The organism is Bradyrhizobium sp. LB14.3 (genome assembly GCF_040547985.1).
Classification (GTDB): domain Bacteria; phylum Pseudomonadota; class Alphaproteobacteria; order Rhizobiales; family Xanthobacteraceae; genus Bradyrhizobium.
Map to the genome: position 1 here is coordinate 1 of NZ_JBEPQT010000013.1, position 24,800 is coordinate 24,800.

Annotated in this window: 24 protein-coding genes, 1 tRNA gene and 1 pseudogene; 9 read left to right on the forward strand and 17 right to left on the reverse strand. The window is 63.6% G+C overall.

Annotation, left to right across the window (positions count from 1 at the left end; genetic code table 11):
* From ABIB00_RS22590 to ABIB00_RS22605, 4 genes and pseudogenes are all read right to left on the reverse strand, one after another.
* Positions 1 to 384, reverse strand: a pseudogene (locus ABIB00_RS22590) (IS4 family transposase); the annotation flags it as partial.
* 307 nt (positions 385 to 691) lie between these two features.
* Positions 692 to 1,156 (reverse strand): MFS transporter, encoded by a 465-nt coding sequence (locus tag ABIB00_RS22595; protein ID WP_354105910.1) that lies wholly within the window; start codon positions 1,154 to 1,156, stop codon positions 692 to 694.
* 144 nt (positions 1,157 to 1,300) lie between these two features.
* Positions 1,301 to 1,747: a nickel-responsive transcriptional regulator NikR gene (nikR, locus tag ABIB00_RS22600; RefSeq protein ID WP_247443086.1), complete on the reverse strand. Its 447-nt coding sequence runs from the start codon at positions 1,745 to 1,747 to the stop codon at positions 1,301 to 1,303.
* A 53-nt stretch (positions 1,748 to 1,800) separates the two neighbouring features.
* Entirely contained in the window at positions 1,801 to 4,236 is a 2,436-nt protein-coding gene (locus tag ABIB00_RS22605) for a heavy metal translocating P-type ATPase (protein ID WP_354105911.1), read from the reverse strand.
* A gap of 50 nt (positions 4,237 to 4,286) precedes the next feature.
* On the opposite strand from ABIB00_RS22605, the gene ABIB00_RS22610 reads away from it, so the two are divergent.
* Positions 4,287 to 4,562: a metal-sensitive transcriptional regulator gene (locus ABIB00_RS22610; protein ID WP_007598521.1), complete on the forward strand. Its 276-nt coding sequence runs from the start codon at positions 4,287 to 4,289 to the stop codon at positions 4,560 to 4,562.
* Between the two features lie 141 nt (positions 4,563 to 4,703).
* Here the strand turns inward: ABIB00_RS22610 and ABIB00_RS22615 are convergent, their stop codons facing one another.
* Positions 4,704 to 5,678, reverse strand: a complete 975-nt coding sequence (locus tag ABIB00_RS22615) for a YiiX/YebB-like N1pC/P60 family cysteine hydrolase (RefSeq protein WP_354105912.1) — start codon at positions 5,676 to 5,678, stop codon at positions 4,704 to 4,706.
* Positions 5,679 to 5,870: 192 nt separating this feature from the next.
* Here ABIB00_RS22615 and ABIB00_RS22620 point away from each other — a divergent pair, with 192 nt between their 5' ends.
* Positions 5,871 to 7,268, forward strand: coding sequence for a flavin monoamine oxidase family protein (locus tag ABIB00_RS22620; RefSeq protein ID WP_354105913.1), 1,398 nt, complete (start codon positions 5,871 to 5,873; stop codon positions 7,266 to 7,268).
* Here the strand turns inward: ABIB00_RS22620 and ABIB00_RS22625 are convergent.
* The 4 genes from ABIB00_RS22625 to pheS all read right to left on the reverse strand — a co-directional run bounded on the left by ABIB00_RS22625 (position 7,265) and on the right by pheS (position 12,240).
* Positions 7,265 to 8,035, reverse strand: coding sequence for a sulfite exporter TauE/SafE family protein (locus ABIB00_RS22625; protein WP_354105914.1), 771 nt, complete (start codon positions 8,033 to 8,035; stop codon positions 7,265 to 7,267). The two genes, ABIB00_RS22620 and ABIB00_RS22625, sit on opposite strands and share 4 nt — an antisense overlap.
* Positions 8,036 to 8,090: 55 nt before the next feature.
* The gene (gene pheT, locus ABIB00_RS22630; protein WP_354105915.1) at positions 8,091 to 10,499 is read right to left on the reverse strand and encodes a phenylalanine--tRNA ligase subunit beta; all 2,409 of its coding nucleotides are present in this window, start codon (positions 10,497 to 10,499) and stop codon (positions 8,091 to 8,093) included.
* On the reverse strand, positions 10,496 to 10,954 hold the full coding sequence (locus tag ABIB00_RS22635; RefSeq protein ID WP_354105916.1) for an endonuclease domain-containing protein: 459 nt from the start codon (positions 10,952 to 10,954) through the stop codon (positions 10,496 to 10,498). Before ABIB00_RS22635 ends, pheT begins: the two co-directional genes overlap by 4 nt.
* A gap of 203 nt (positions 10,955 to 11,157) precedes the next feature.
* A complete protein-coding gene (pheS, locus tag ABIB00_RS22640; protein ID WP_247352684.1) occupies positions 11,158 to 12,240 on the reverse strand; it encodes a phenylalanine--tRNA ligase subunit alpha in 1,083 nt (360 codons plus the stop codon).
* A 150-nt stretch (positions 12,241 to 12,390) separates the two neighbouring features.
* On the opposite strand from pheS, the gene ABIB00_RS22645 reads away from it, so the two are divergent.
* The gene (locus tag ABIB00_RS22645; protein ID WP_354105917.1) at positions 12,391 to 12,804 is read left to right on the forward strand and encodes a hypothetical protein; all 414 of its coding nucleotides are present in this window, start codon (positions 12,391 to 12,393) and stop codon (positions 12,802 to 12,804) included.
* A 9-nt stretch (positions 12,805 to 12,813) separates the two neighbouring features.
* On the opposite strand, the gene rplT is transcribed toward ABIB00_RS22645, so the two are convergent.
* Entirely contained in the window at positions 12,814 to 13,173 is a 360-nt protein-coding gene (rplT, locus tag ABIB00_RS22650; protein WP_354105918.1) for a 50S ribosomal protein L20, read from the reverse strand.
* Between the two features lie 80 nt (positions 13,174 to 13,253).
* Positions 13,254 to 13,454, reverse strand: coding sequence for a 50S ribosomal protein L35 (gene rpmI / locus ABIB00_RS22655; protein WP_027535561.1), 201 nt, complete (start codon positions 13,452 to 13,454; stop codon positions 13,254 to 13,256).
* A gap of 274 nt (positions 13,455 to 13,728) precedes the next feature.
* Between rpmI and ABIB00_RS22660 the strand changes: the two genes are divergently transcribed.
* Positions 13,729 to 14,124, forward strand: coding sequence for a hypothetical protein (locus tag ABIB00_RS22660; RefSeq protein ID WP_354105919.1), 396 nt, complete (start codon positions 13,729 to 13,731; stop codon positions 14,122 to 14,124).
* 122 nt (positions 14,125 to 14,246) lie between these two features.
* Here the strand turns inward: ABIB00_RS22660 and infC are convergent, their stop codons facing one another.
* On the reverse strand, positions 14,247 to 14,786 hold the full coding sequence (gene infC / locus ABIB00_RS22665; protein WP_085349942.1) for a translation initiation factor IF-3: 540 nt from the start codon (positions 14,784 to 14,786) through the stop codon (positions 14,247 to 14,249).
* Positions 14,787 to 15,036: 250 nt separating this feature from the next.
* Between infC and ABIB00_RS22670 the strand changes: the two genes are divergently transcribed.
* Both ABIB00_RS22670 and ABIB00_RS22675 read left to right on the forward strand, forming a co-directional pair.
* A complete protein-coding gene (locus ABIB00_RS22670; protein WP_354105920.1) occupies positions 15,037 to 15,861 on the forward strand; it encodes an alpha/beta hydrolase in 825 nt (274 codons plus the stop codon).
* A gap of 174 nt (positions 15,862 to 16,035) precedes the next feature.
* Positions 16,036 to 16,500, forward strand: coding sequence for a nuclear transport factor 2 family protein (locus ABIB00_RS22675; protein ID WP_354105921.1), 465 nt, complete (start codon positions 16,036 to 16,038; stop codon positions 16,498 to 16,500).
* A gap of 3 nt (positions 16,501 to 16,503) precedes the next feature.
* Here ABIB00_RS22675 and ABIB00_RS22680 read toward each other — a convergent pair whose 3' ends face one another.
* The 3 genes from ABIB00_RS22680 to ABIB00_RS22690 form a co-directional block, all read right to left on the reverse strand.
* Positions 16,504 to 17,301, reverse strand: coding sequence for an acyl-CoA thioesterase domain-containing protein (locus ABIB00_RS22680; protein WP_354105922.1), 798 nt, complete (start codon positions 17,299 to 17,301; stop codon positions 16,504 to 16,506).
* Between the two features lie 156 nt (positions 17,302 to 17,457).
* Positions 17,458 to 18,633 (reverse strand): tRNA epoxyqueuosine(34) reductase QueG, encoded by a 1,176-nt coding sequence (gene queG, locus ABIB00_RS22685; RefSeq protein ID WP_354105923.1) that lies wholly within the window; start codon positions 18,631 to 18,633, stop codon positions 17,458 to 17,460.
* Positions 18,582 to 19,274: a glutathione S-transferase family protein gene (locus ABIB00_RS22690; protein ID WP_354105924.1), complete on the reverse strand. Its 693-nt coding sequence runs from the start codon at positions 19,272 to 19,274 to the stop codon at positions 18,582 to 18,584. The genes queG and ABIB00_RS22690 overlap by 52 nt, the downstream gene beginning before the upstream one ends.
* 169 nt (positions 19,275 to 19,443) lie before the next feature.
* Between ABIB00_RS22690 and ABIB00_RS22695 the strand changes: the two genes are divergently transcribed.
* Positions 19,444 to 20,250 carry an undecaprenyl-diphosphate phosphatase gene (locus ABIB00_RS22695; RefSeq protein WP_354105925.1) on the forward strand — a complete coding sequence of 269 codons (807 nt, stop codon included), beginning with the start codon at positions 19,444 to 19,446 and terminating at the stop codon, positions 20,248 to 20,250.
* 55 nt (positions 20,251 to 20,305) lie between these two features.
* On the opposite strand, the gene ABIB00_RS22700 is transcribed toward ABIB00_RS22695, so the two are convergent.
* On the reverse strand, positions 20,306 to 21,271 hold the full coding sequence (locus ABIB00_RS22700; protein WP_354048867.1) for a complex I NDUFA9 subunit family protein: 966 nt from the start codon (positions 21,269 to 21,271) through the stop codon (positions 20,306 to 20,308).
* Positions 21,272 to 21,422: 151 nt separating this feature from the next.
* Between ABIB00_RS22700 and ABIB00_RS22705 the strand changes: the two genes are divergently transcribed.
* Positions 21,423 to 21,509: transfer RNA gene (locus tag ABIB00_RS22705), tRNA-Leu, on the forward strand.
* Between the two features lie 112 nt (positions 21,510 to 21,621).
* Positions 21,622 to 23,280, forward strand: a complete 1,659-nt coding sequence (locus ABIB00_RS22710) for a site-specific integrase (protein WP_354105926.1) — start codon at positions 21,622 to 21,624, stop codon at positions 23,278 to 23,280.
* Between the two features lie 337 nt (positions 23,281 to 23,617).
* Here ABIB00_RS22710 and ABIB00_RS22715 read toward each other — a convergent pair whose 3' ends face one another.
* Positions 23,618 to 24,658 carry a sensor histidine kinase gene (locus ABIB00_RS22715; RefSeq protein ID WP_354105927.1) on the reverse strand — a complete coding sequence of 347 codons (1,041 nt, stop codon included), beginning with the start codon at positions 24,656 to 24,658 and terminating at the stop codon, positions 23,618 to 23,620.
* Positions 24,659 to 24,800 lie beyond the last annotated feature (142 nt).

Here is a 24,800-nt window from a genome sequence, read left to right on the forward strand (position 1 = left end):
CTTGTCCGACAGCTCGCGGCTGTCATGCGAGACGGTCCGACGGCCCTCACGCGTCCACACTTCGCCGCTCAAAAGTCCCAGGCAGGTGCCATTGTTTGCATCCACCGCCAGCAACGGGTGCAGCAGCACGCCGTGGTTATTGCCCTTGCCGATTTCCCCAAGCCCGCGACGGCGTTGCGGTGTGGTCTTGAAGTGGATCTCACTGGTGTCCTGGATCGCCAAAACGTGGCGGCCCTCGACAGCTGCAACCGTGCTTTCACTCCAGCTTTCGATGATCCGCTCCGCTGTCACCTTGTCATGACCGAGAAAGCGGTTGAACCGCACCTCCAGGTTACGGTCTCCTCTCGAAAGCTGCCGCAGGCAGACATTCTTGCCAGCAACCATGCGTCCGACAAGCGCCGCCCCCCTTTATCGAGACGACGATCCCCGAACCGGCCCAGCGTCCAGTCAATTCGTGACAGCATGGCGGCACCTCCATCCGATCAGAAGTGCCGTCATAGAGATCACACGGATTCCCGATTCTGGAACCCCTCACCCTCGACCCGAGTCAATCCGTCGCACCAGATATGTGCATGCCCTAGCGTTGTTGCGGGGAGAGGGTCTCTCTTCCGTCATTGCGAGCGCAGCGAAGCAATCCAGAATCGCTCCGCAGAGGCAGCCTGGATTGCTTCGCTACGCTCGCAATGACGAACTACACCACATCGAGCGGCTTGCCGCGCACGTTCGGGCCGAACAGCGTCATGGCGACCACCACGATCAACATCGCCGCGGTGATCAGGCGGAACACGCCGGTGACGCCAGCCTCCTTCAGCATGTAGGCGACGATGAAGCCTGAGAACGTCGCGCTCAGCCGGCTCATCGAATAGACGAGGCCGGAGGCACGCGCGCGGACCTGGGTCGGGAACACCTCGGTCTGATAGGCGTGGTAGGCGTAGGACATCGTCGTGTTGCAGGCTGTCAGCAGCACGCCGCAGATGATCAGCAGCGAAGGCTCGGTCAGCCGGGCGAACGCCATGCCGAAGATGATGATGGCGGCCCATGCCCCCGCGATGATCCATCGCCGTTCGAACCTGTCGGCGAAGCTCGAAGCCAGCAGCGGCGCGATCGGATTGGCGAAGCCGCAGAAGCCGAAGGCCTGGCAGAGGTTGAACATCATGAAGAGTGTCCCGGACGCGGCGCGGCATGAAATGACGCGACGCAGAGCCGGGACCCAGGAGCTTGCGCTAGCGGTGAGATGGGCTCCGGCTCAGCAGCGCATCACTCTGTGCTGCGCTGCGTCCGGGGTACGAGAGGATAACTCCTACTCATGCCGGTGCCCGTGCTTCCGTGCCTTCGCCTGCTTGCCTTCACCCGTCGGGATCATCACCACGCGGCCGTAGCGGACGCCGCGTTCGGCGATGATGTGCTCGGCGAAATGTCTGACCTCGCCGGCATCGCCGCGAAGCGCCGTCATCTCCATGCAATTGTTGTCGTCGAGATGGACATGCAGCGTCGCCAGCGCGAGGTCGTGATGGCCGTGGAATTCCTGCACCAGGCGTTTTGAGAGATCGCGGGCGGCGTGGTCGTAGACATAGACGAGGCCGGCGACGCAGGGGCCGGTCTGTGCGATGTTCTCGCTGCTCTGTTGCAGGCCGGCGCGGGCGAGATCGCGAATCATCTCGGACCGGTTCTGATAGCCGCGCGCTTCCGCCGCCGCGTCGATCTCCGCCAGCAGATCGTCCTCGATCGTGATCGTAATTCGCTGCATGAAAAATGCTCCCTCGCGCCGCTCGATGCCGTTTTACACGGATTTGGCGAGGCTCACAGCTGCGTTGCCCTCAGCCGCAGCGCATTTCCAACGACGCTCACCGAGGACAGCGCCATCGCGGCCGCGGCGATGATCGGCGACAGCAACACGCCGAACGCCGGATAGAGGATACCGGCCGCGATCGGAATGCCCGCGGCGTTGTAGATGAAGGCAAAGAACAGGTTTTGCCGGATGTTGCTCATGGTCGCCTGCGACAGCTTTCGTGCACGGACGATGCCGGTGAGATCGCCTTTGAGCAGGGTGACGCCAGCGCTCTCCATGGCCACGTCAGTGCCGGTGCCCATGGCGATGCCGACTTCGGCGGCGGCCAACGCCGGCGCGTCATTGACGCCGTCACCGGCCATCGCGACGCTGCGGCCGGCCTTTTGCAACCTTGTCACCACCGCGCTCTTCTGATCCGGCAGCACCTCGGCCTCGACCTCGGCAATGCCGAGCCGGCGTGCCACCGCTTCCGCCGTTGTGCGGTTGTCGCCGGTCAGCATGATGACCTTGATGCCTTCGGCCGCCAATGCCTTCAGCGCCTCCGGGGTGGAAGCCTTGACCGGATCGGCGATCGCGAACAGGCCGGCAAGCCGCCCATCGACGGCCATGTTGATCACGGTTGCGCCGTCGCCGCGCAGCCGTTCGGCCTCGGTATCAAGCGCTTTGGTGTCGATGCCGATCGACGTCAGATATTTGGCATTGCCGAGCACGATGGTCTTGCCGTCGACCTCGCCGGTCGCGCCCTTGCCCGTCGGCGAATCGAATTGCTCGACCTGGCCCAGTGCGAGCTGCTTGTCCTTCGCCGCGCGCATGATCGCGTCGGCCAAGGGATGCTCGCTGGCGCGCTCGACGCTGGCCGCAAGGCGCAGGATGTCATCTTCCGCAAAACCGGCGGCCGCCACGATCGCGACCACCTTCGGCTTGCCCTCGGTCAGCGTGCCGGTCTTGTCGACCACCAATGTGTCGATCTTCTCCATCCGCTCCAGCGCCTCGGCGTTCTTGATCAGCACGCCCGCTTGCGCACCGCGTCCGACGCCGACCATGATCGACATCGGGGTGGCGAGCCCGAGCGCGCAGGGGCAGGCGATGATCAGCACGCTGACGGCGGCAACGAGCCCGAAGGCAAGCCGCGGCTCCGGCCCGAACCAGGCCCAGGCAGCGAAGGCTGCGAGCGCGACGGCGATCACCGTTGGCACGAACCAGCCCGCGACCTGGTCGGCCAGCCGCTGGATCGGCGCGCGCGAGCGTTGTGCGTCGGCAACCATCTGCACGATCTGCGACAGCAGCGTCTCGCGCCCGACCTTGTCGGCGCGCATGATGAAGCTGCCCGACTGGTTCAACGTACCGGCGATGACTTTTGCGCCGCTCTCCTTGGTGACCGGCATGGATTCCCCCGTCACGAGCGACTCGTCGAGCGAAGAGCGGCCCTCGAGGATGGTGCCGTCGACGGGCACCTTCTCGCCGGGACGAACGCGCAGACGATCGCCGGCATGGAGCGTATCAATCTCGACCTCATGTTCGCTGCCATCAGGCTCGACGCGGCGCGCGGTCTTCGGGGCGAGCTGCAACAGCGCCTTGATCGCGCCGGACGTCGCGTCGCGGGCGCGCAGCTCCAGCACCTGGCCGAGCAGCACCAGCACGGTGATCACAGCAGCCGCTTCGAAATAGACGGCGACCGCGCCGCCATGGCCGCGGAAGGTCGCGGGGAAGATCTGCGGCGCGATGGTGCCGATCAGGCTGTAGACATAGGCAACGCCCGTGCCCATCGCGATCAGCGTGAACATGTTGAGGTTGCGCGTTAGCAGCGACTGCCAGCCGCGCAGGAAGAACGGCCAGCCCGCCCACAGCACGACGGGCGTGGCGAAAACGAGCTGGATCCAGTTCGACAGCGTCGGATCGATCCAGTTATGCGGGCCCGCGAGATGGCCGCCCATCTCCAGCACCACCGCCGGCAGCGCCAGCGCACCGCCGATCCAGAACCGCCGCGTCATGTCGGCGAGCTCGGGGTTGGGACCGCTGTCGAGGCTCGCGACCTCCGGCTCCAGCGCCATGCCGCAGATCGGGCAGCTCCCCGGTCCGACCTGGCGTACGTCCGGATGCATCGGGCAGGTGTAGATCGTGCCCGCGGGCATCTCGGGCTCGGGTGTCTTCTGCTCTTCGTTCTTCTTGGCAAGATATTTTGCCGGATCGGCGGCGAATTTGGTGCGGCAGCCGGCCGAGCAGAAATGGAAGGTTTTGCCGTGATGGTCGAACCGGTGTTTTGAGGTCGCGGGATCGACCGTCATGCCGCAGACGGGGTCGAGGACTCTTGTCGCGACGGCGCCGTGGTCGTGATCGCCGCAGCAGGAGGAAGCCGCGGGCTTGGCGGCCGGCGCCGCTTTGCTGGAACAGTCGCATCCGGAATGTGTTTCCGGCTTGTCGTGGTGTCCGTGTTCGGCGTCGTTCATTGCCATGCTCCGGCCTTGCAACTTATACCCTGGGGGGGTATATAGCCACCATGCGCAAGGACATCAAGGCATCCGTCGGAAAACGTCTCGGCCGGATCGAAGGTCAGGTTCGCGGCCTCTCGAAAATGGTCGAGGAGGACCGCTACTGCATCGACATCGTCACGCAGATCTCGGCGGTGCGAGCCGCGCTGCGCCGGGTCGAGGAAGAGGTTTTGAAGGACCACGTCGCCCATTGCGTCGAGCATGCGATCGCGAGCGGCGACAAGGCCGACCAGCGCGAGAAGATCGCGGAGCTGATGGCGGTGATCGGGCGGGCGGAGCGCTAGGTTTCCAACGTCATTGCGAGCGAAGCGAAGCAATCCAGAATCCCACCGCGGTGACAGTCTGGATTGCTTCGCTTCGCTCGCAATGACGGCGTTGAGGGAGGCGAGCACCACCCCAATCGCCGGGCACGACGGCGGACGTTTCTACGCCGCCATCTCCTGCGCCCGTCCCCGTGCGCGGTACTTCGCGAGCTCGTCCAGCAGCACAAAATGATCGGAGAAGGCGACGCTCATCTCCGCAACCGCCTCACGCATCACTTGCTCAGCCGGAATTTGATCCGGCGCCTCTTTGTCAATCGCTTCAGGAACGAGCGGCGGCGCACTGAGCGTTTCTGGAAAGACACTGAAGGTGCCGGCTACCTCCTCGAGCGGCTTCTGCTTGTCGGCCCAGTGCAGGGCGGTGTAGTCGAAACCGTGCACGATGGTGGGTTTGACGACTTCGAAATAGGGCGAGATGTCGAAGTCGCGGGGCATGTAGAGCGAGGAATCGCGAATATGCAGGATCTCGCGGCGGGCAGCACGACTGCCGGCCTTGGTGATCTTGGGCAGGATCGGATAGCGCACCGCGTCGAAGGCCTGCGCGATCAGCGCCGAGCAGATGATCTTGGTGGGATCGCCCGAGCCGATCGAGATCATGCGGCGCCGCCAGCGCTGCGGGATCGGCAGCGGAAACAGAAAGCGCATCAGGTCGACGATGTTCTTGGTGTCGTAGCCGAAGCCGATGCGGTTGATCGCATAGCGGCAGACCGTGGTGCGGTCCTCATAGGACAGCCCGACCGGACGGCAGACCCGGGTGTGATAGGGGAAATATTTCGAAAGCGGCGCGGAGGTGACGCCCTCGCCGATATTGGCCTCGATCAGCACGTGGGGCTCGCCGTCGGGTTCCTCGGCGCCCTCGATCGGGCCGACATAGAGTGCGGCATGCGACCACGTCGACTGCGTCAGATATTTGATGATGCCGGAAATGCGGTTGTTGCCCTCGACCAGCAGCACGTCGCCGGGCTCGATGACGCCGCGCAGATGCTCCGGGTCGCTCGGCGTGAACGGCTCATAGCCCGGCACCTCCTTCGAGAGGTACGCGGCAATAAGCTTGCCGGCTGAGTCTAGGACCGTCCCCATGTCGAACTCTCCCCACGGCCTTTTCCGGCCGCCTTTTTCTCTTCTCTATCATGGTCGAAACGTCTTGCAATTCGGTTCATAGCTCTGTGAGGTCAAGCACGATTGATTCACCATGATAGTTGCCGTGCAACATCGGATGCGGCAAGGTTCGCTAGCTGTTCCCGTTTGCCGCAAGTCTCCGGAAACCATGACATGACAATCACGCGCCGCAGCTTTCTATCGGCGTCGGCGGGCCTTGCCGCGATGCCGGTCCTGCGCGCAACCGCGGCGACCCTGCCGCGCGAGGCTGACATTGTCGTGATCGGCGCGGGCGCGGCCGGAATTGCCGCAGCGCGGCGCATCATGGCGGCCAATCGCAAGGTCGTGGTGGTGGAAGCTGCAGGCAAGATCGGCGGGCGCTGCATCACCGACACGACGACCTTCGACACGCCGTTCGATCGCGGCGCGCGCTGGATGCACAATCCCGACACCAATCCGATGATCCGGCTGGCGCGCAGTGCAGGGCTCGACGTGCTGCCGGCGCCATCGGGCCAGAAGATGCGCATCGGCCGCCGCAATGCGCGCGCCGGCGAGACCGAGGAATTCCTGGCGGCGCTGGTGCGCGCCAACCGCGCCATCGACGAGGCCGGGCGCGGCAAGCTCGATACGGCTTGCGCATCGGCGCTGCCGAAGGATCTCGGCGACTGGGCCGGCGCGGCCGAGTTCATGCTGGGCGCGAGCTTCGCCGGCAAGGACCTGAGGGAGCTTTCGGCGATCGACAAGGCGCGCGCGCAGGATCGCAACGCCGCGATCGCCTGCCGCCAGGGCCTGGGAACTCTGATCACCAGGCTCGGTGAGCAGGCGCCGGTCGCGCTGTCGACGCCGGCGAGCCGCATCGTCTGGAGCAATCGCGACGTCAGTGTGGAGACGCAGGCCGGCAGGATTGCCGCACGCGCCGCCATCATCACGGTCTCGACCAATGTGCTGACCTCGGGTGCGATCAAGTTTGGGCCTGACATTCCCAAGCGCACGCTCGACGCCGCCTCGAAGCTCACCCTCGGAAGCTACGATCATATCGTGCTGCAATTGCCGGGTAACCCGTTGGGCCTGTCGCGCGACGACATCCTGATCGAACAGAGCAACTCGACGCGCACGGCGCTGATGTTCGCCAATATCGGCGGCTCCTCGCTGTGCTCGATCGATGTCGGCGGCTCGTTCGGCCGCGATCTCTCCGAGCAGGGCGAGAAGGCGATGACGGCCTTCGCCAGGGAATGGATCACAAAACTGTTCGGCAGCGAAGTCGCGGCCGCCGTGCAGAAAGCCAGCGCGACACGCTGGAACGCCTCGCCTTTCGTGATGGGTGCGATGTCGGCGGCCTCGCCCGGCGGTCAGCTCTCGCGAAAGATTTTGGCCGAGCCGATCGGCAACCTGTTCCTCGCCGGCGAAGCCACGCACGAGTCCCTCTGGGGCACCGTCGACGGCGCCTGGGAAAGCGGCGAGCGCGCCGCGGACGCGGCACTACGCAAGATCGGTGCGCTGAAGGATGAGCCGAGCGATGTCCCGACGCAGTCGACGAAGAGGCGGCGTGCGCCGCGACGGCAGGGCAACTAGCGCAGTATGCCGTCTAACACGGGCAGCCCGGCGATCACCGCTATCGCGATCAGCCCGTAGCAAATCGCGCGGAACATTTTCTCGCTGGCGCGACCGAACAGCGAGGCGCCGAAGGCGACGCCGATCGCATAGACCGGGCCGACGATCAGCGAGAGCACGAGCGATTCGCGCGAGATCAGTCCTGTGGTCGCATAGCTGACCATCGAGAAAAAATCCGACGCGCCAAAAAACAGCAAGATGTTGGCGCGCGCGACGATCGATGCGACCGGGCGGCCGAGCCAGTAGCCGACGATCGGCGGGCCGCCGGTCTGTGCGAGGCCGCTGCAGAACCCGGAGAGGCTGCCGATGCCGACCGAGAGCCAGGCGTGGTCCTTGCCGCGATAGCGCCAGCCCGACAGCAGCAGAAGCAACAGCGCGGCGACGAAGCAGGAGATGATCCAGCGCGTCGTGACGGGCTCGAGCACGCTGAGGAAATAGGTGCCGACGGGTACGCCGACCAGTGCGCCGAGCACGATCACCGCGGTGGCCTTGCGATCCGCCTTGCGCCAGGCGTCAGGCAGCAGCGGCGCGGCCGCGATGAAATCGATCACGAGGAGCAGCGCGGCAACGAGCCGCGGCGTCGCGATGCTGCTCGCCAGCGGCATGAAGATCAGCGCCGAGCCGAAGCCGGAGAAGCCGCGCGCGGTGCCCGAAACGAAAGCGACGGCGCAGAGCGCCATCGCAATGGTGAGGCTGACGTCCTTCGGGAGAAAGTCAGTGAGACTCATGCTCTTCGCTGCTGGAGCATGACGTTGTCCGAATACCGCTTCACACTTTCCGGCGTCATGCTCGCAAAGTGCCGCCGGTCTTCTTCGTCACCTCCGCCACGATTTTCGCGGCGACGGCCTCGATCTCCTGGTCGGTCAGCGTCTTCTCGCGTGGCTGGATCGTCACCGCGATCGCGATCGACTTCTTGCCGTCGTCGATGCCCTTGCCTTCGTAGACGTCGAACACGTTCACGCCGGTGATCAGCTTCTTGTCGATGCTCTGGGCCGCGCGCACGATGTCGCCGCCCTTTACGGTGCGGTCGATGATGAAGGCAAAATCGCGCGTAACAGGCTGGAAGGCCGACAGCTCGATGGCGGGCTTGGCGCGGGTCGGCTTCTTCTTCGCCTCGGGGACGCGGTCGAGGATCACCTCGAACACCATCAGCGGGCCGCCGGCACCGAGCGCCTCGAGCGCGCGCGGATGCATCTCGCCGAAATAACCCAGCACGTTCTGCGGCCCGATCTGGATCGTGCCGGAGCGCCCGGGATGCAGCCAGGACGGGCCGCCCGCGACGATTTGAAGTGCCTGCATCGGCGCGCCGGCAGCAGCCAGCACCGCAAGCGCATCGGCCTTGGCGTCGAACAATTCAGCCTGCGCCGAACCCGACCAATGCCGTCCCAGGCCTTGCGACGACGCAAAGCCGCGGCGGACACCGCTTGCCGCCGTGAATTGATCCTGCGGGCGATCGCCCTTGAACACCTGCCCGACCTCGAACAGCGCGACATCGCCAAAGCCGCGATCGGCATTGGCCTGCGCCGCCGCGATCAGGCCCGCCAACAGCGTCGGGCGCATGTCGGAGAGGTCCGCCGCGATCGGGTTGGCGACTTCGAGTTCGCGCTGGCCGCCGCCGAACAGTTTTGCCGCAGACTTGGTGATGAAGGACCAGGTCACCGCTTCGATGATGCCGCGGCTCGCCAGCGCGCGCCGCGCGCGGCGGGTGCGGAGCTGGAGCGTGGTCAGCACGGACTTGCGTGCGTCCTCGCCGCGCTCGAACGGCGTCATCGGCACCTTGTCGACGCCGAAGATGCGGACGACTTCCTCGACGATGTCGGCCTTGCCGTGCACGTCGGAGCGCCACGACGGCACCGCGACCTTCACGACGGGGCCCGGGCCCGCCATCATGAAGCCGAGATGGGTCAGGATGCGCTTCATCTCCGGCATGGGCACCTCGATGCCCGAGAGCCGCTTCACCTCGGTGACCGGAAAATCGATCACGCGGTCATCGCCGAAGGTCTTGCCGACCACGACGTTCTCCGACGGCGTGCCGCCGCACATCTCCATCACCAGCCTGGTCGCGAGCTCCAGCCCGGGGACCATGAAGGCCGGGTCGACACCGCGCTCGAAGCGGTAGCGCGCATCCGAATTGATGCCGAGCTTGCGGCCGGTCTGGGCGATGTTGATCTCGTTCCACAGCGCCGATTCGATCAGCACGTCGGTGGTGGTCTCGTCGCAGCCCGAGGCCTCGCCGCCCATGATGCCGGCGAGCGATTCGACGCCGTGCTCGTCCGCGATCACGCAAATCGCGGGATCGAGATTGTAGCTGCGGCCGTCGAGCGCGAGCAGCGTCTCGCCGTCACGGGCGCGGCGCACCACGAGATTGCCCTTCACTTTCCTCGCGTCGAACACGTGCAGCGGCCGTGCGCGGTCGTAAGTCATGAAGTTGGTGATATCGACCAGCGCGTTGATCGGACGCAGGCCAATCGCGGTCAGCTGCTTCTGCAGCCATTCCGGCGACGGGCCGTTCTTGACGCCGCGCACGAGACGAAGCGCAAAGCCCGGGCACAGTGCGGCGTCTTCGACCGTGACCGTCACCGGACACGGGAATTCGCCCTTGATCGGCTTGATGGTGGGGTCTTTGAACTTGCCCATGTCGGCGGCGGCAAGATCGCGCGCGATGCCGTGCACGCCGGTGCAGTCCTGCCGGTTCGGCGTCAGATTGATCTCGACCACGGGATCGCCGAGGCCGGCCCATGCGGCGTAAGCAGCGCCGATCGGCGCATCGGCCGGCAGTTCCATGATGCCGTCATGGTCGTTGGAGATCTGCAGCTCGGCCGCCGAGCACAGCATGCCGCGGCTTTCGACACCGCGGATGGTGCCGACGCCGAGCGTGATGTCCTTGCCGGGAATGTAGGTCCCGGGCGGCGAGAACACACTGACGAGACCCGTCCGCGCATTCGGCGCGCCGCACACGACCTGCACGGGCGCGCCACCGTCACCGGTGTCGACCATGCAGACGCGCAGCCGATCCGCATTCGGATGCTGCTCGGCGGAAATCACCTTCGCGATGGTGAACGGCTTCAGCGCCTTCGCCTTGTCCTCGATGCTCTCGACCTCAAGCCCGATCATGGTGAGCTTCTCGGCGAGCTTTTCCAGCGGCTCGTCGGTGTCGAGATGATCCTTCAGCCAGGAGAGGGTGAATTTCATGGCTGCTTTTTCTCCACGGAGGCGTTCTGCTCCCTCTCCCGCTTGCGGGGGAGGGCTGGGGTGGGGGCTCTCTCCGTAACGGTGGTAGCAATTGTTTCGAGAACGCCAGCACGATTGGTCATGACGTCGAGGTTGCTGAAACGGAGCACCTTGAAGCCTCCCGCTTCGATCACGGCAGACCGCCGTGCATCGGCGCGCTCACCTTCCTCTGAGAAGTGCTGGCCGCCATCGAGTTCGATGACAAGCTTGGCCGCATGGCAGATGAAGTCGGCGACGTAGTGCTCGATCGGCACTTGGCGACGGAAAACCATGCCGTTCAATCGGCCGGCGCGCAGCTCCGACCAGAGGACGCGCTCCGCATCGGTCGAGTTGCGTCTGAGCGCGCGTGCATTAGCTCGCAGGCGGGCCGGCACTTTCCAATCCGGATATTCAGGATCGACCATCGGCAGCCCCATTGCGGAAACACCCTCTCCCTGACCCTCCCCCGCAGGCGGGGGAGGGAGTTCGAGCTGTCGAGCGGACAGAGCATTGGTACCCAAGGGGCAAACGCCACGCGCTCGCTCCATCCATTCCCTCCCCGGCTTGCGGGGGAGGGTCAGGGAGAGGGCTGTCTCCGCACAGGGAACGGAGAGAGTCATCGTATGGCTGAGTAGTGCCATCACGAGCTCAGCCCTCCCGCGAGGGTCGGCACTTCCAGCGGCTTGAAGCCGTAATGGGACAGCCAGCGGACGTCGTTGTCGAACAGCTGGCGCAGATCGGCGATGCCGTATTTCAGCATGGCGATGCGGTCGATGCCCATGCCCCAGGCAAAGCCCTGGTACTCGTCGGGATCGATACCGCAGGCGCGCAGCACGTTCGGATGCACCATGCCGCAGCCGAGAATCTCCAGCCAGTCTTCGCCCTCGCCGAAGCGGATCTCGCCCTTGTCGCGGCGGCACTGGATGTCGACTTCCAGCGACGGCTCGGTGAACGGGAAGAACGAGGGCCGGAAGCGCATGTTGATGTGATCGACCTCGAAGAACGCCTTGCAGAACTCGTGCAGGATCCATTTGAGGTGGCCGAGATGCGAGTGCTTGTCGATGACAAGGCCTTCGACCTGGTGGAATTGCGGCGTGTGGGTCGCATCCGAATCGATGCGATAGGTGCGGCCCGGGCAGATCACGCGGATCGGCGGCTTCTCACTTAGCATGGTGCGCACCTGCACCGGCGAGGTGTGTGTGCGCAACAGCATGCGCGAGCCATCCTCCTTCGGATGGAAGAAGAACGTGTCGTGCATCTCGCGCGCGGGATGGCCTTCGGGAAAATTCAGCTTGGTGAAGTTGTAGTCGTCGGTCTCGATGTCAGGACCTTCGGCGACCGAGAATCCCATGTCGGCGAAGATCGTGGTCAGCTCGTCCCAGACCTGGCTCAGCGGATGAATGCGGCCAGCTTCAGTCGGTGCATCGCGCAGCGGCAGGGTGACGTCGATCGTTTCTGACGCGAGCCGCGCGTCGAGCGCCGCCGATTTCAAAACGTCGCGCCGCGCGGCGAGGGCCTCGGTGACCTTGTCCTTGGCCTGATTGATCGCAGCGCCTTGCGTCTTGCGCTCGTCCGGCGACATTTTTCCGAGCGTGGCAAGAAGCGCCGAGATCGAACCTTTCTTGCCGAGGGCTGCGACGCGCACCGCCTCGAGGGCGGCCTCGTCTCCGGCGGCGGCGATCTGGTCGAGGATGGATGTTTCGAGCGTTGCGAGGTCGGACACGGTCAAATCCCTGCTGCCAAATTCGGCTGGGTTGTCGCCGCCCGAAGGCCGTAACGTCAAGCGAAAAGCCGGTCATTTCGGGCTGACGAACGGCTGGGTTGAACCTCGCGCAGGGGCTTGGCACCAAGGGGATACGAGGAGGCTTTCGCGATGCTCTCAAGATCCGGTCTGGCTGTTCTGGCCGTCGCTCTCTCTGTCGCCGGCACCCCGGCGCGCGCCATGGTCTGCATGGAGAAATCCATGACGCTGGACGAGGTCGTCGACACCATCGGTGCCCAGAAGGGCTGCAAAAGCGCGATGAAGGTGTTTCAGGATTGCCAATTGACCGCGAGCGGCGATGTCCAGCTCGGTGCCGCCGTCGAGAAGAAATGCGAGGCGGACTTCATGCCCGGCCTCAACGTGGTGCGGAAACAGGCCTACCAACGCGAGATGCGCGTTTGCGACCGAAAGTACCGGAATAAATCCGGCACCATGTATCTGTCGTTCACGGCATTCTGCCGGGCGGAGATCGCCCAGCGCTACTCGCAGCGCGCGCTGAAGGCTGCGGGCTCGAAAGCCCGCTAGCGCGGCCTCTTAGGCCGCGAGCGCAGCTTTGGCCTTCTCGGCGATCAGCTGGAACGACGCGGGCTCGTTGATCGCGAGATCCGACAGCACCTTGCGGTCCACGGTGATCCCGGACTTGGCCATGCCGTCGATAAAACGGCTGTAGGTCAGGCCGAACGGACGGACGGCAGCGTTAATGCGCTGGATCCAAAGCGCACGGAACGTCCGCTTCTTGCGCTTGCGGTCACGGAAGGCGTACTGCATGGCCTTGTCGACCGCCGGCTTGGCAGTGCGGATGGTGTTCTTGCGGCGGCCGCGGAAACCCTTGGCGGCCTTGTAGACTTTCTTGTGCTTGGCGTGGGCGGTCACACCGCGTTTGACGCGAGCCATGACAAATTTCCTTCAGAGATGACTTGGTTTTCGGATCGCCGCGAAAGTTGCGGCGCTGGTGGCAATGATCGTGGACGCGATCAGGCGTTCGGCAAGAAGTACTTCTTGACGTTGTCGCCGTCGGTCTTGAACAGCACGCTGGTGCCGCGAAGCTGACGGATCTGCTTCTTCGTCCGCTTGATCATGCCGTGACGTTTGCCGCGATGGGCGAACATCACTTTGCCGGTGGCAGTCACCTTGAAGCGCTTTTTGGCGCCCGATTTGGTCTTCAGCTTGGGCATTTTGCTCTCCTATGGCCACAACAGAATGCCGCCCGTGAAGGCGGCTGGCCGTCTAAAATGCTCGTTAGAGCGTTGATTGTGCTCAGGTTTTTGCGAACTAGCGCGAAACCCGCACGGACACCGCCGCGGCAGCCCTTAATCAGCCGGGCGATGAAGGCTGGGCTTATGACAGAGGACAAGCCAATTGGCAACGGTGAACGCGTGGAACTTACCTGGCGACTATCCGTAATTGCTATCCTCATGTCCAAGACATGCCGCGCGGAGCAGGACCAAAATGTCCCATTTTTCCCAATCGCTTTTGACTGATTTCGCTCGTCCGCGCCGCCTGGCGCTGGCCGTGCTCGCCATTGCTGCGTTTCCGTCGACCGCCGATGCTCGCATCGACCGCTATGACGGCGTCTGGAACGTCACCTTCGCCGCCACCCGCGGCAATTGCAGCTCCGGCTACAGCGTTCCCTTTACCGTCGCCGGCGGTCGGGTGTTGTCCGCCGGCGGTGGCCGAGTCTCCGGCAAGGTCAATCGCAGCGGCTCCGTTGCAGTCCGGGTCTCGGTCGGGGCGTCCCATGCCAGCGGCGGCGGCCGGCTTGCCGGCATGGCCGGCGCCGGTTCCTGGCACGGCATCATCTCCGGCGACCGCTGCAGCGGCACCTGGCACGCGACAAGGACGTAACTATCGCCCAAGAGGACGGTGCGCTCCCTCTCCCGCAAGTGGGAGAGGCAAGAAAACAAAACGGCCCGCCGGAAATCCGGACGGGCCGTTGAATTCGCTAATTCAAAGTAGCGGTGTCAGCGTCAGCGCGGCGCCAGCACCATGACGACCTGACGGCCCTCGAACCGCGCGTCCTGCTCCACCTTGGCGAGCTCGGCGACGTCGGTCTTGATCTTGTCGAGCAGCTTGGTGCCGATCTCCTGGTGCGCCATTTCGCGGCCGCGATAGCGCAGAGTGATCTTGACCTTATCGCCCTCTTCGAAGAACCGCTGCATCGCGCGCATCTTAACTTCGTAATCGTGGTCGTCGATCATCGGGCGGAGCTTGATCTCCTTGATCTCGACGATCTTCTGCCGCTTGCGGGCTTCGGCAGCTTTTTTCTGCGCGGAATACTTATACTTCCCGTAGTCCATGATCTTGCAGACGGGAGGGCTGACGTTCGGCGAGATCTCGACCAGATCCATGCCGGCCTCCTGGGCCAGGCGGATAGCCGCGACGGTCTCGATGGTGCCCTTGTTGTCACCGGTCTGATCGATCAGCTGGATCTGCGCATTGCGAATATCGTCATTGATGCGCGGCCCGTCTTTGGCGGCAGTGGGTGGGGCTTTATTGGGACGGCGAATGGGTGGTTCTCCAAAGTTATGAAAAGAGGCGGCTATTTTGCAGGAAGATACGGTTGCCGGCAAGCAATTCGCTCGTGCGGCGGTCGAAAAAGCCTCAACTGCGAGGCATTTTGGCCACGCCGGGGCACGAAGACCGACATAGACACCTTGCTTCTGTTCCGCAAGCGTCCCAAAGGGCCAATGCCGATGTCCGGCTGCGCTGCGGAGCACGTCCGGACAGATCAAACCGCACAGTCAGAGTAAACGTTCCATGAATCACCCAATTCCCGATGCCGTGCTCGACTTCATCGATGTGGGCGAGGGCCCGTCCGCACGCCGGATCGCGGTGCGCAGTCGGCGCGGGCAAGGACCTGGGCAAGGACCTGAACAAGGACCGGGACTGGTTTGGCTCGGCGGGTTCAAGTCGGACATGCAGGGCAGCAAGGCCGTGGCGCTGGACGAATGGGCCAGGGATCGCGGCCGTGCCGTGGTCCGGTTCGACTATTCCGGCCACGGCGAATCCGGCGGCGACTTCGCCGATGGAACCATCGGGAGCTGGCTCGAGGATAGCGTGGCGGTGTTCGAACGGTTCTGCGACGGCCCACAAGTCCTGATCGGCTCGTCCATGGGCGGCTGGATGGCGCTGCTGCTCGCGCGCGAAATCAAGAAGCGTCAAGAGAAACAGCAAGCCAAGGCGTCGCTGGCGGGCCTGGTGCTGATCGCGCCGGCGCCCGACTTCACCGAGGAGCTGATGTGGAAGAACTTTCCGGCCGCGGTGAAGAAAGAAATCGAGACCAAGGGTGTCTGGCTGCGGCCGTCGGACTATGGCGACGGCTCGCCCTATCCGATCACGCGAAAACTGATCGAGGAGGGGCGCAAGCACCTCGTGCTCGGCAGCGCCATCGATCTCGGCTGTCCCGTCCGCATCCTGCAAGGCGCGCAGGATCCTGATGTACCCTGGCAGCACGCGTTCGCGCTGACACATCGCCTGCCGGCCGACGACGTCGTGCTGACCATGATCCAGGACGGCGATCACCGTCTCTCCCGCCCGCAAGACATCGCGCGCATTCTTGCCGCGGTGGCCGAGATCGGGTGAAGTGCTTTCTTCCTTCCACCCTTGTGGGAGAAGGTGGCTTCGCGAAGCGAAGCCGGATGAGGGGTTCTCTCCGCGGAGACAGACCCCTCACCCAAGTGAATGCGTGTCAACGAGCGGAGCTGCCCTCTCCCGCAAGGGGCGAGGACACAATAAGAAGCACTGGGAGGCAATGCGATGACCACCGCCATGCTGCGCGCCTTCTGCGACGCCGTCGAACAACGCGACGGGAAAGCATTTGCCAGCCTCTTCACCGAGGACGGCGTCTATCACGACGTGTTCTACGGCGCCTTCGACGGCCGCGAGAACATCGCCGCGATGATCGACGACTGGTTTTATCGCACGGCCACCGATTTTCGCTGGGACATGCACGATCCCGTGTCCGACGGCACCACGCTCTATGCGCGCTACACGTTCAGCTACCGCTCGACCTTGCCCGAGGCGAATGGCGCGCGGGCGATGTTCGAGGGCGTCGCGATCATGACGCTACGCGACGGCAAGATCGTCAGCTATCACGAGGTCGCCAACACCGCGCCGGCGTTTGTCGATCTGAAGTTTGCGCCCGAGCGCATCGCCAAGATCGTCGCCAGGCAGGGCGCTGAGCTCAAGGCGCGGCCGGAGATGAAGCGGCATTTGTCCTGACGGTTAAGGCGGCGGTGGCTTTGCAATCGGCTTGCGCTGCGCCAGCGCCGCGACCGTGGCGGTGCCGATCGGGCCCGCTTCGTCATAGAGCCAGCATTCGCCGATTGCCACGCCGTCGGTGGCCTGGTGGTTGACCACGTCGAAGCCGATCCAGTTCGTCACCGGCAAGCGGTGCAGATAGATCGTGACGTCGCTGTTGATGTAGCCGAGCCCCTTGTCGCCGGCGTTCGCGAACGGGCTGGCGAAATCGGCGCCGGTGGCGACGTGGACGAACGGCGTCATCGGCACGCCCGCCACCAGCTCGCGCACCTCGCTCATCCAGAGTTTTCGTGGCCCGAGCGAGCCCATATGGCCGACGATCGGCCGCGTCGCCCATTTGCCGTTCATGCCGAGCCTGGGATCGGTGGGCTTGGGAATGTCGGCGGGCTTCGGTACGTCCCAGTTCGGCGGCGACCAGACATTGCCTTCCGGATTCTGCGTTCGCCGCAACAGCTGGCACGAGGCGCGCGCCATGCCGACGCCGCCGGACAAGAATTCCGCTTCCACGACGCGGATGCGCATTCCGTCGCGCACGAGACGCGTCGTCACCTCGATCGGCTTGTCGATGGTCGGCAGCCGAAACATGTCGACGGTCAGCCGCGCCGGCACGAATTCAGGGCCGGAATGCCGCTCCTCGATGGCGAAGCCGAGCAGGCCGATGATGACGCGTCCGTGCAGCGATTTCGGATCCCACGGACCGTTGGCGGCTTCCGTCGGATGGAATGTGTCGCCGTCGCAAGTGAAGAAAGGCATGTTTGTCATGGCGCGCGAGATTGAAGGAACGCGTGGGGAAATCAAGGTCCCCAATCCTCATGGTGAGGAGGCGCGAAGCGTCGTCTCGAACCATGAAGGCCCGGCTCTTTCAGTTCGGCCTCTATCCTTCGAGACGCGCGAAGAGCGCGCTCCTCAGGATGAAGATCAGGACGCGGCCCGCCACTCCTCGCGTACGCTGTCATCGCGCTCGCCCGCGATTGCAGCTGCCCTCATTGCAGCGAACCCTGCATCTGACAACAACTGCCTCAGCGCCCACACCGCAGCCCCCCGCACCAGCGGGCTCGCATCATCCAGCAATCGCCGCGCCTCGTCCGCCAGTGCCGGATCGCCGGAGTTGCCGATCGCGATCAGCACGTTCCGCAAAAAACGATCGCGGCCGATACGCTTGACCGGCGACTTCTTGAACAGCGCGCGAAACGAAGCGTCGTCGAGCCGGGCGAGTTCGGCGAGACCTGGCGCGCGCAATTCGTCACGCGCCGCGAGCTTTGCCTCGCGACCCTCCTGCGCGAACTTGTTCCAGGGACACGCCGCGAGGCAATCGTCGCAGCCATAGATGCGGTTGCCGATCGCCTTGCGAAATTCGCGCGGGATCGGCCCCTTGTTCTCGATGGTGAGGTACGAGATGCAGCGCCGCGCATCGAGCTTATAGGGCGTGGGGAAGGCCGCGGTCGGGCAGATGTCGAGACACGCCCGGCACGAGCCGCAATGATCGATCTCGGCGTCGTCGCGCGGCAGCTCCAGCGTGGTGTAGATCGCGCCGAGAAACAGCCACGAGCCGAATTCGCGCGAGACCAGATTGGTGTGCTTGCCCTGCCAGCCGAGATGCGCAGCTTGCGCCAGCGGCTTCTCCATCACGGCGGCAGTGTCGACGAACACTTTCACGTCGGACGGTGCGGTCGCAACCAGCCATCGCGCCAGCGCCTTCAGGCGTTTCTTGATGAGGTCGTGATAGTCGTCGCCCTGCGCATAGACCGAAATCGCCGCGCGCGTGCGTTGTTCGAGGATCGCGAGCGGATCCTGGTCGGGGCCGTAATTGACGCCGAGCATGATGACGCTGCGCACGTCCTGCCACAGCCCGCGCGGATCGACCCGGCGCTCCGGTTGCGCGGCGAGCCAGTCCATGTCGCCATGGCCGCCGGATGCGATGAATTCCAGAAAATGTTTTCCGGCGCTTTCGATCGTGCCGGGCTCTGTGACGCCGATGCAGTCGAATCCGAGCGCGCGTGCCTCGTTTGCAAGCGCCGTCTTCAGTTCGGTCGGACCGGAGTTCAGAAGTCGAGGTCCACGTAGGTCCGCGACGCCGGTACGCCCGCCAGCCATTCGCTCAGCAGCGGACGGAACGACGGGCGGGATTTCACCCGCGCGTACCACGCCTTTGCTGCGTCGTCCTCGCTCCATGGCACGTCGCCCAGATAGTCGATCGCCGAGAGGTGCGCCGCGGCGGCGAGATCCGCGTAACTGAGCCGGTCGCCGGCGAGGAAATTACGCGTCTGCGCCAGCCAGCCGATATAGGCCAGATGATAGCGCACATTTGCCTTCGCGGCGCGCATCACGTCGGCCGAAGGCGGGCCGCCGCCATTGTCCTCGCTCATGAAGCGCTTGTAGATGCGCTCGGTGACGAGCGGGTGGGAGACCTCCTCGAAGAATTTTTCGTTGAACCAGGCCATCAGCCGGCGCACCTCGACGCGCTCGCCGATCGTGTCCGGCATCAGGCGCTTGAGTCCCATCTCGGCGCCATAGGCCTCGTCGACATATTCTGCGACGATCGCCGCGCCCGGAATGGGCGGCTGCTCGTCGTCCACCAGAACGGGCGTCGTGCCCGCCGCATTGAGCAGCAGAAATGCCTCGCGCCGCTCCCAGCTGCGCTCTTCAACCAGCTTCAGCTCAAGCCCGTATTCCCCCGCGATCAGGCGGATGAACCGCGAATGCGGACAGAACGGATGATGAAACAGCGTGAACATGAAGCCTTTGACTATTTGATGGTGCTTAAGAATCCATCAATGTTTGTGCGGCGCCACACTAGTCATTCAAAACCGCGAAGCAAGGGCGTGACGCCGCATTTTGCGATTGCAGCAATGGGGCGGATGGGCGAGAAGAGCCCCGCTTTTCCTGCGGAAATGGACCGTAAATATGTCAGACGCAATACGGGCAGTGATCCTCGGCATCATCGAGGGTGTGACCGAGTTCCTTCCCGTGTCCTCGACCGGTCACCTGCTGCTTGCGGAGCGCTTCTTCCATCTCGGCGAGGGCGCGTTCTGGGATTCGTTTACGGTTCTGATCCAGCTCGGCGCGATCCTCGCGATCGTCGTGCTGTACTTCAAGAAATTGTGGGACGTCGCGATCGGCATGTTCACGGGCGATGCCTATGCGCGCCGCTTCGTGATCGGCGTGCTGGTGGCGTTCCTGCCCGCTGTCGTCGTTGGTCTCGTCGCCGGCAAATACATCAAGAGCATGTTGTTCAATCCGTGGGTGGTGTGCTTCTCGCTGATCGTCGGCGGCGCCATCCTGCTCTGGGTCGACAAGCTCGATCTCAAGGCGCGCGAGCATGACGCCACCCGGTTTCCGCTGCTGATGTATCTCTATATCGGCATCGCGCAGTGCATCGCGATGATCCCGGGCGTGTCGCGCTCCGGCGCCAGCATCGTCGCGGCAATGTTTTTGGGGGCCGACAAGCGCGCCGCGGCGGAATTTTCGTTCTTTCTCGCCATCCCCACCATGATCGGCGCGTTCGCCTATGATTTCTACAAGAACCGCTCCGAGATGACGATGGACCACATGGGCATCGTCGCGATCGGCTTCGTGGTGTCGTTCGTCACCGCGATCATCGTGGTGAAGACGTTCCTGGAATACGTCACCCGCCACGGTTTCGTGGTGTTCGCCTGGTGGCGCGTGATCGTCGGCACGCTCGGCCTGATCGCGCTGGCCATGGGGCAGTAAGCCCGGTACGCACATTCGTCATGTCCGGCGCAAGCCCGGCCATGACGGCGGATGGTTACGCGCTCTTGCGCTGGAATTGCCCGGCGGCGCGGAAACGCCAGAGATATTGCGGGGCGATCGCTTCGAGCGAGTCGGCGGTGATACCAAGGCCTTCCAGCGTCAGGCCGGCGGCCTTCGCCGCATCCGACACGACATTGTCGCGCGCGAGCAGCGTGACCTGGTCCGGGGTCAGCTTCATCGCGCCGGGCGCGAATTGCAGGAAATTGGCCTGGAAGCGGGCCAGCCCGAACGGCAGCGGCACCAGCATCCGCTTGCGATCGGTGATCTCGAGAATGGCCTCGATGATCTCGCGCATGGTCAGCACTTCCGGTCCGCCGAGCTCGTAGGTGGCGCCCGCCTTGGCCTTGCCGTCGACGGCATCCGCGATCCCGGTGGCGACGTCGCCGACATAGACCGGCTGCATCCGGGTACTCCCGCCGATCAGCGGCAGCACCGGCGACATCCGGGCCAGCGCCGCGAAGCGGTTGGTGAACTGGTCCTCGGGGCCGAACATCACGGACGGACGGAAGATCGTCGCCGACGGCACCGCGGCCAAGACCGCGGCTTCGCCGGCCGCCTTGGCCTGGGCGTAGCGCGAGGGCGATTCAGCGTCGGCGCCGATCGCCGAGACATGGATCAGGCGTGCCCCCGCGGCCGCGGCCGCCTTGGCGACGGTCTCGGCGCCCTTGGCCTGGACGGCGTCAAAACTCTGCGCGCCGCCTTCGGCGAGGATGCCGACCAGATTGATCACGACATGCGAATCACGCAGCGCTGCCTCGACCGAGGCCGGATAGCGCAAGTTGGCCTGCACGGTGTGAACCTGCCCGACTTTACCGGAGGGCTGGAGGTAGCCGGCCAGCTCCGGCCGCCGCACCGCGACCCGGATCCGGTAGTCCCGCCGGCACAGCGCGCGGATGACATTCCGGCCCAAAAACCCCGATCCGCCGAAAACCGTGACGAGAGTTTCCAGATTCGATGCCATGGAGGTCCATTCCTGCAGGAAGAGTGCGTGTTATCAGGCTTGTATCGGGCCGGTTTGCGATGCGCAATCCGCATCCGGAAGCGAGGTTCAAGCATGAATTGACAACCGCGTCACCGAACCGTAGTAACCGCCTCCGTGCCCCAAACGGCATGCCCAGGTGGTGGAATTGGTAGACGCGCTGGCTTCAGGTGCCAGTGGCTTAACGGCCGTGAAGGTTCGAGTCCTTTCCTGGGCACCACACACTTCTGGAAATAGAGTTTTCCCAAGAAGTTAAGCCCCATCAGAGTGTTGCGCTGACCCATACTGTGTAACAATGGGGCGTAACATTGCTGTATAGGGTTGTTCGGCCGATGCGCCGGGATGGTTCTCGCAATTCTCTTTTCGTGCAGCGCATTCCCACCGATGTTAGGGAGAAAGCGATTGGTATTCCCCTCGCGATTCCGCTTGGCGACGGCTTCGTTTTCGTGACGCCCAGCGAGAGCGCTCAGGCCGTCCGGTTCTCCCTTCGCACGGCGGACCCGAGCGAGACAAAAAGGCGTCAGGCGGTCGCTGCGGCCTCTCTGGAGACCGTTTGGGAGGCGCTCCGCAACGATGCTCCCGCCCATCTGACGCACAAGCAGGCCACGGCGCTTGCGGGCGAACTCTATCGCGTTTGGGCGGACAGTGAGAGCCGCGCCCGGAGTGTGGCCATGGTGCACACGCCCGGAGTCGGCTGGGCGCCGGACACCGAGAGCCAAGACGAACAGGACTATTGGGCCGCCGTCGTGGCGATGTGGGAGAAGGTTGGCCAAGATGGCGAGCCCCAGCGGCTGGAGAAACCCCTCGGCCCCCTAGTGGATCGCCTTTTGCTGACCAAGGGCATTCGGCGGGTGGACAGCGAATCGCGAGGTTACTTGCTCACCGCCTTTTGGATGGCGCTGCGTGACGCCTTCGCGAGCCGCCAACGGAATGCAGGGGGAGACTATTCGCTCGACCCCAAGGCCGCTCGCTTTCCCGAGTGGCAGGCCCCGGCAGATGCGCCGAAGGAACAGCCAAAGCGGGGCCCCTTCAAGAATTCCCTTACCGGCTTAGTCGAGGATTGGTGGAAGGAAGCCAAGCGGGCCGGCCGTAAGCAGAGCACCTATGAGAGTTATCGCAACTCAATGGCGCGTCTCGTTAACTTCCTGAAACATGACACCGCGAGCCGGGTGACGCCCGAGGACATCGTTCGCTTCAAGGACTATCGCGTTCAGAGCGGCGTAAGCCCCAAGACCGTGAAGGACAGTGACCTCGCGGGCATGAAGACCGTGTTTGGATGGGCGGTGGTCAATCGTCGGCTGCCCAGCAATCCGGCCGCAGGCATAACCATCAAGGTCGGCAAGTCGCGCAAGCTCCGGTCCAAGGGGTTCTATGATTCGGAGGCTATAGCCATCCTGAAGCATGCCCGCGAGTTCGTGCCCGGCCGGGAAGCCCCGAAGCTGGCAGCGGCTAAGCGGTGGGTGCCGTGGCTGTGTGCCTTCACGGGCGCCCGCGTGGGCGAGATGATCCAGATTCGCAAAGAGGACATTAGGCGCGAAGGCAAGCTCTGGGTGCTGCATGTCACGCCTGAGGCGGGGCCGGTGAAGACAGATGAAGCGCGCGATGTCGTGCTGCATCGGCAAATCATCGAGGAGGGCTTCTTGGCATTCTTTGAGAGGTCGAAGGGCGGTTATCTATTCATTGATCCGAAGGCTGACGAATTGGGCGTGCGCAATGCGGTGAAGACGGCGCGGAATAAGGTCAATGAGTTCGTGCGCGAGGTGGTGAAAGACAAGAACGTTGATCCAAGCCACGGCTGGCGCCACCGCTTCAAAACTATTGGCATCGATCAGGGCGTTGAGATGCGCGTGCTGGACGCCATTCAGGGGCATGCGCCGCGCAATGTCTCGGAGGGTTATGGGGACGTGACTATCAAAGCAAAGGCGAACGCCATCACTCGGTTTCCGGCCATCGCCGTCGCATACGCCACCGCTAGCCGACAAAATTCTTAGGGCCTGCAAGGTCCGCTATAGGCCGATTTTGTTGCAAAAGTCGAAAATCCGACGACGCCAAAAATCTCCCCAAAGTCGATTTCGACACATCTCTGTCGCTGCGAGGCTGCGTGGCGCCGATACGAAGGTCCGTGGTCGTTTTGGCGTGAAACGATATGGTCCCTCACATCGCGAGGCGCGAGAGGCATCAGCGGCTCTGAAAATTTCAGTTCACCGCCCCAAAAATACTTTTGCAACAAAATCGGCCAGCAGCGGAAGTGACTTTGCTAGACTGAATTGTTCGGTGCGTGATAGCGGGCTAAGCCTGTAGGCGCTGGGCAGACTTTGAGTTCGAGCATCACATTGGTGGTGCCCCTGCGCCCAAATTCAAGGTCGCACCGTCTTCGCTGCCTGCGGGTGGTGAAGCAATGTCTGAGGTAACGGGAAGATCAAGGCTCATTTTGCACACCAGTCCGGTCTGCTCAAGCTTTCTCACTATCGTTCCTCCGAACTGATCCAAAGCGCGTCCCAGCAGCCGCGTTCCAAATCCGGCAACATCTGAAGCAGATACTTTGGGCCCGTCGCTTTCCTGCCAGTCTACGGTCAAACGTCCATCTGAAACGGACCAGGTAATAGCTAATCGCCCGAGCGGGGTCGAAAGCGCGCCGTATTTCGCCGCATTGGTGGTGAGTTCATGGACCACGAGCCCCATGGTCATAGCCAAATTGGGCGGCAGAAAAACGGTGGGGCCAGCCCGGTATATCTGGCCACGATCGTAGGGCTTCACTTCGGTCTCAATTATATCTTGAATACTGGCACCGCGACCCTGGGACTTCATAACCAGTTCGTCCGTCGCCGATAATGCCTGCAAGAGCCCCTGAATCTCACCTCGAAGCTGAGGATTGTCGCGAAGCTTGGAGCTGATAACAGCCTGAATGGTTGCGATCTTGTTCTTCAATCGATGTGCAAGTTCCTCCACCGCAAGCTTACGCAGTTCCTCCTCATTTTCAAGGCGCGTGGCTAGAGCACGGTAATGATCTGCACCCCAGACGATGATCAGAGCCGCCACAGCATGGGAAACGAGACCTATCGATTGCCCCGGGGTTAATGGGGCGAATGAGTACGAGGGGGCCATGAACGCCCACCAAGCAATGATTCCTCCCAAGGCGGTGGCAAGAATTCCAGCCTGCCAACCACCGACCAAAGCGGCTATCAGCACTGCCGGATAAAAAGTCGGTAAAGGTAGAATGTCCTTGTCGATCAGGCCGAGGACTGCCCGCACGAGAGCAGCTATCGCAACGCAAGCGACCGCTATGGCATATGCTTCGGTCGACCCCGGCGCTACGCGTAGCTTAAGCCAATTGCGAGGAGCGAAGCGCAAAGCAGCCCCCACCGGCATCCTGACTTGGGAAAGCTAATTCCGAGTCAAAATGCGGTCAAGACGAATCCCTGCCGGTTCGGCCGGTTCAATGTTCGCCATTGCCATCCCTCCCAGCATCCGAGCTTCGCTTCCGGACACCTTCAGTGATACGGCCACGGCC

What these genes read in the sequence shown, in the direction of transcription:
- queG (WP_354105923.1), bottom strand. Translation starts at nt 18,633, where the DNA reads ATGGCTGGCGGGCGTACCGGCGTCGCGGACCTACGTGGACCTCGACTT.
- pheT (WP_354105915.1), bottom strand. Translation starts at nt 10,499, where the DNA reads ATGAAATTCACCCTCTCCTGGCTGAAGGATCATCTCGACACCGACGAG.
- ABIB00_RS22620 (WP_354105913.1), top strand. Translation starts at nt 5,871, where the DNA reads ATGACAATCACGCGCCGCAGCTTTCTATCGGCGTCGGCGGGCCTTGCC.
- ABIB00_RS22645 (WP_354105917.1), top strand. Translation starts at nt 12,391, where the DNA reads ATGCTCTCAAGATCCGGTCTGGCTGTTCTGGCCGTCGCTCTCTCTGTC.
- ABIB00_RS22710 (WP_354105926.1), top strand. Translation starts at nt 21,622, where the DNA reads ATGCGCCGGGATGGTTCTCGCAATTCTCTTTTCGTGCAGCGCATTCCC.
- ABIB00_RS22610 (WP_007598521.1), top strand. Translation starts at nt 4,287, where the DNA reads ATGCGCAAGGACATCAAGGCATCCGTCGGAAAACGTCTCGGCCGGATC.
- ABIB00_RS22615 (WP_354105912.1), bottom strand. Translation starts at nt 5,678, where the DNA reads ATGGGGACGGTCCTAGACTCAGCCGGCAAGCTTATTGCCGCGTACCTC.
- ABIB00_RS22625 (WP_354105914.1), bottom strand. Translation starts at nt 8,035, where the DNA reads ATGAGTCTCACTGACTTTCTCCCGAAGGACGTCAGCCTCACCATTGCG.
- ABIB00_RS22595 (WP_354105910.1), bottom strand. Translation starts at nt 1,156, where the DNA reads ATGATGTTCAACCTCTGCCAGGCCTTCGGCTTCTGCGGCTTCGCCAAT.
- ABIB00_RS22635 (WP_354105916.1), bottom strand. Translation starts at nt 10,954, where the DNA reads ATGGGGCTGCCGATGGTCGATCCTGAATATCCGGATTGGAAAGTGCCG.
- ABIB00_RS22695 (WP_354105925.1), top strand. Translation starts at nt 19,444, where the DNA reads ATGTCAGACGCAATACGGGCAGTGATCCTCGGCATCATCGAGGGTGTG.
- ABIB00_RS22660 (WP_354105919.1), top strand. Translation starts at nt 13,729, where the DNA reads ATGTCCCATTTTTCCCAATCGCTTTTGACTGATTTCGCTCGTCCGCGC.
- ABIB00_RS22715 (WP_354105927.1), bottom strand. Translation starts at nt 24,658, where the DNA reads ATGCCGGTGGGGGCTGCTTTGCGCTTCGCTCCTCGCAATTGGCTTAAG.
- ABIB00_RS22670 (WP_354105920.1), top strand. Translation starts at nt 15,037, where the DNA reads ATGAATCACCCAATTCCCGATGCCGTGCTCGACTTCATCGATGTGGGC.
- rpmI (WP_027535561.1), bottom strand. Translation starts at nt 13,454, where the DNA reads ATGCCCAAGCTGAAGACCAAATCGGGCGCCAAAAAGCGCTTCAAGGTG.
- ABIB00_RS22690 (WP_354105924.1), bottom strand. Translation starts at nt 19,274, where the DNA reads ATGTTCACGCTGTTTCATCATCCGTTCTGTCCGCATTCGCGGTTCATC.
- ABIB00_RS22680 (WP_354105922.1), bottom strand. Translation starts at nt 17,301, where the DNA reads ATGACAAACATGCCTTTCTTCACTTGCGACGGCGACACATTCCATCCG.
- ABIB00_RS22675 (WP_354105921.1), top strand. Translation starts at nt 16,036, where the DNA reads ATGACCACCGCCATGCTGCGCGCCTTCTGCGACGCCGTCGAACAACGC.
- rplT (WP_354105918.1), bottom strand. Translation starts at nt 13,173, where the DNA reads ATGGCTCGCGTCAAACGCGGTGTGACCGCCCACGCCAAGCACAAGAAA.
- nikR (WP_247443086.1), bottom strand. Translation starts at nt 1,747, where the DNA reads ATGCAGCGAATTACGATCACGATCGAGGACGATCTGCTGGCGGAGATC.
- ABIB00_RS22605 (WP_354105911.1), bottom strand. Translation starts at nt 4,236, where the DNA reads ATGAACGACGCCGAACACGGACACCACGACAAGCCGGAAACACATTCC.
- ABIB00_RS22700 (WP_354048867.1), bottom strand. Translation starts at nt 21,271, where the DNA reads ATGGCATCGAATCTGGAAACTCTCGTCACGGTTTTCGGCGGATCGGGG.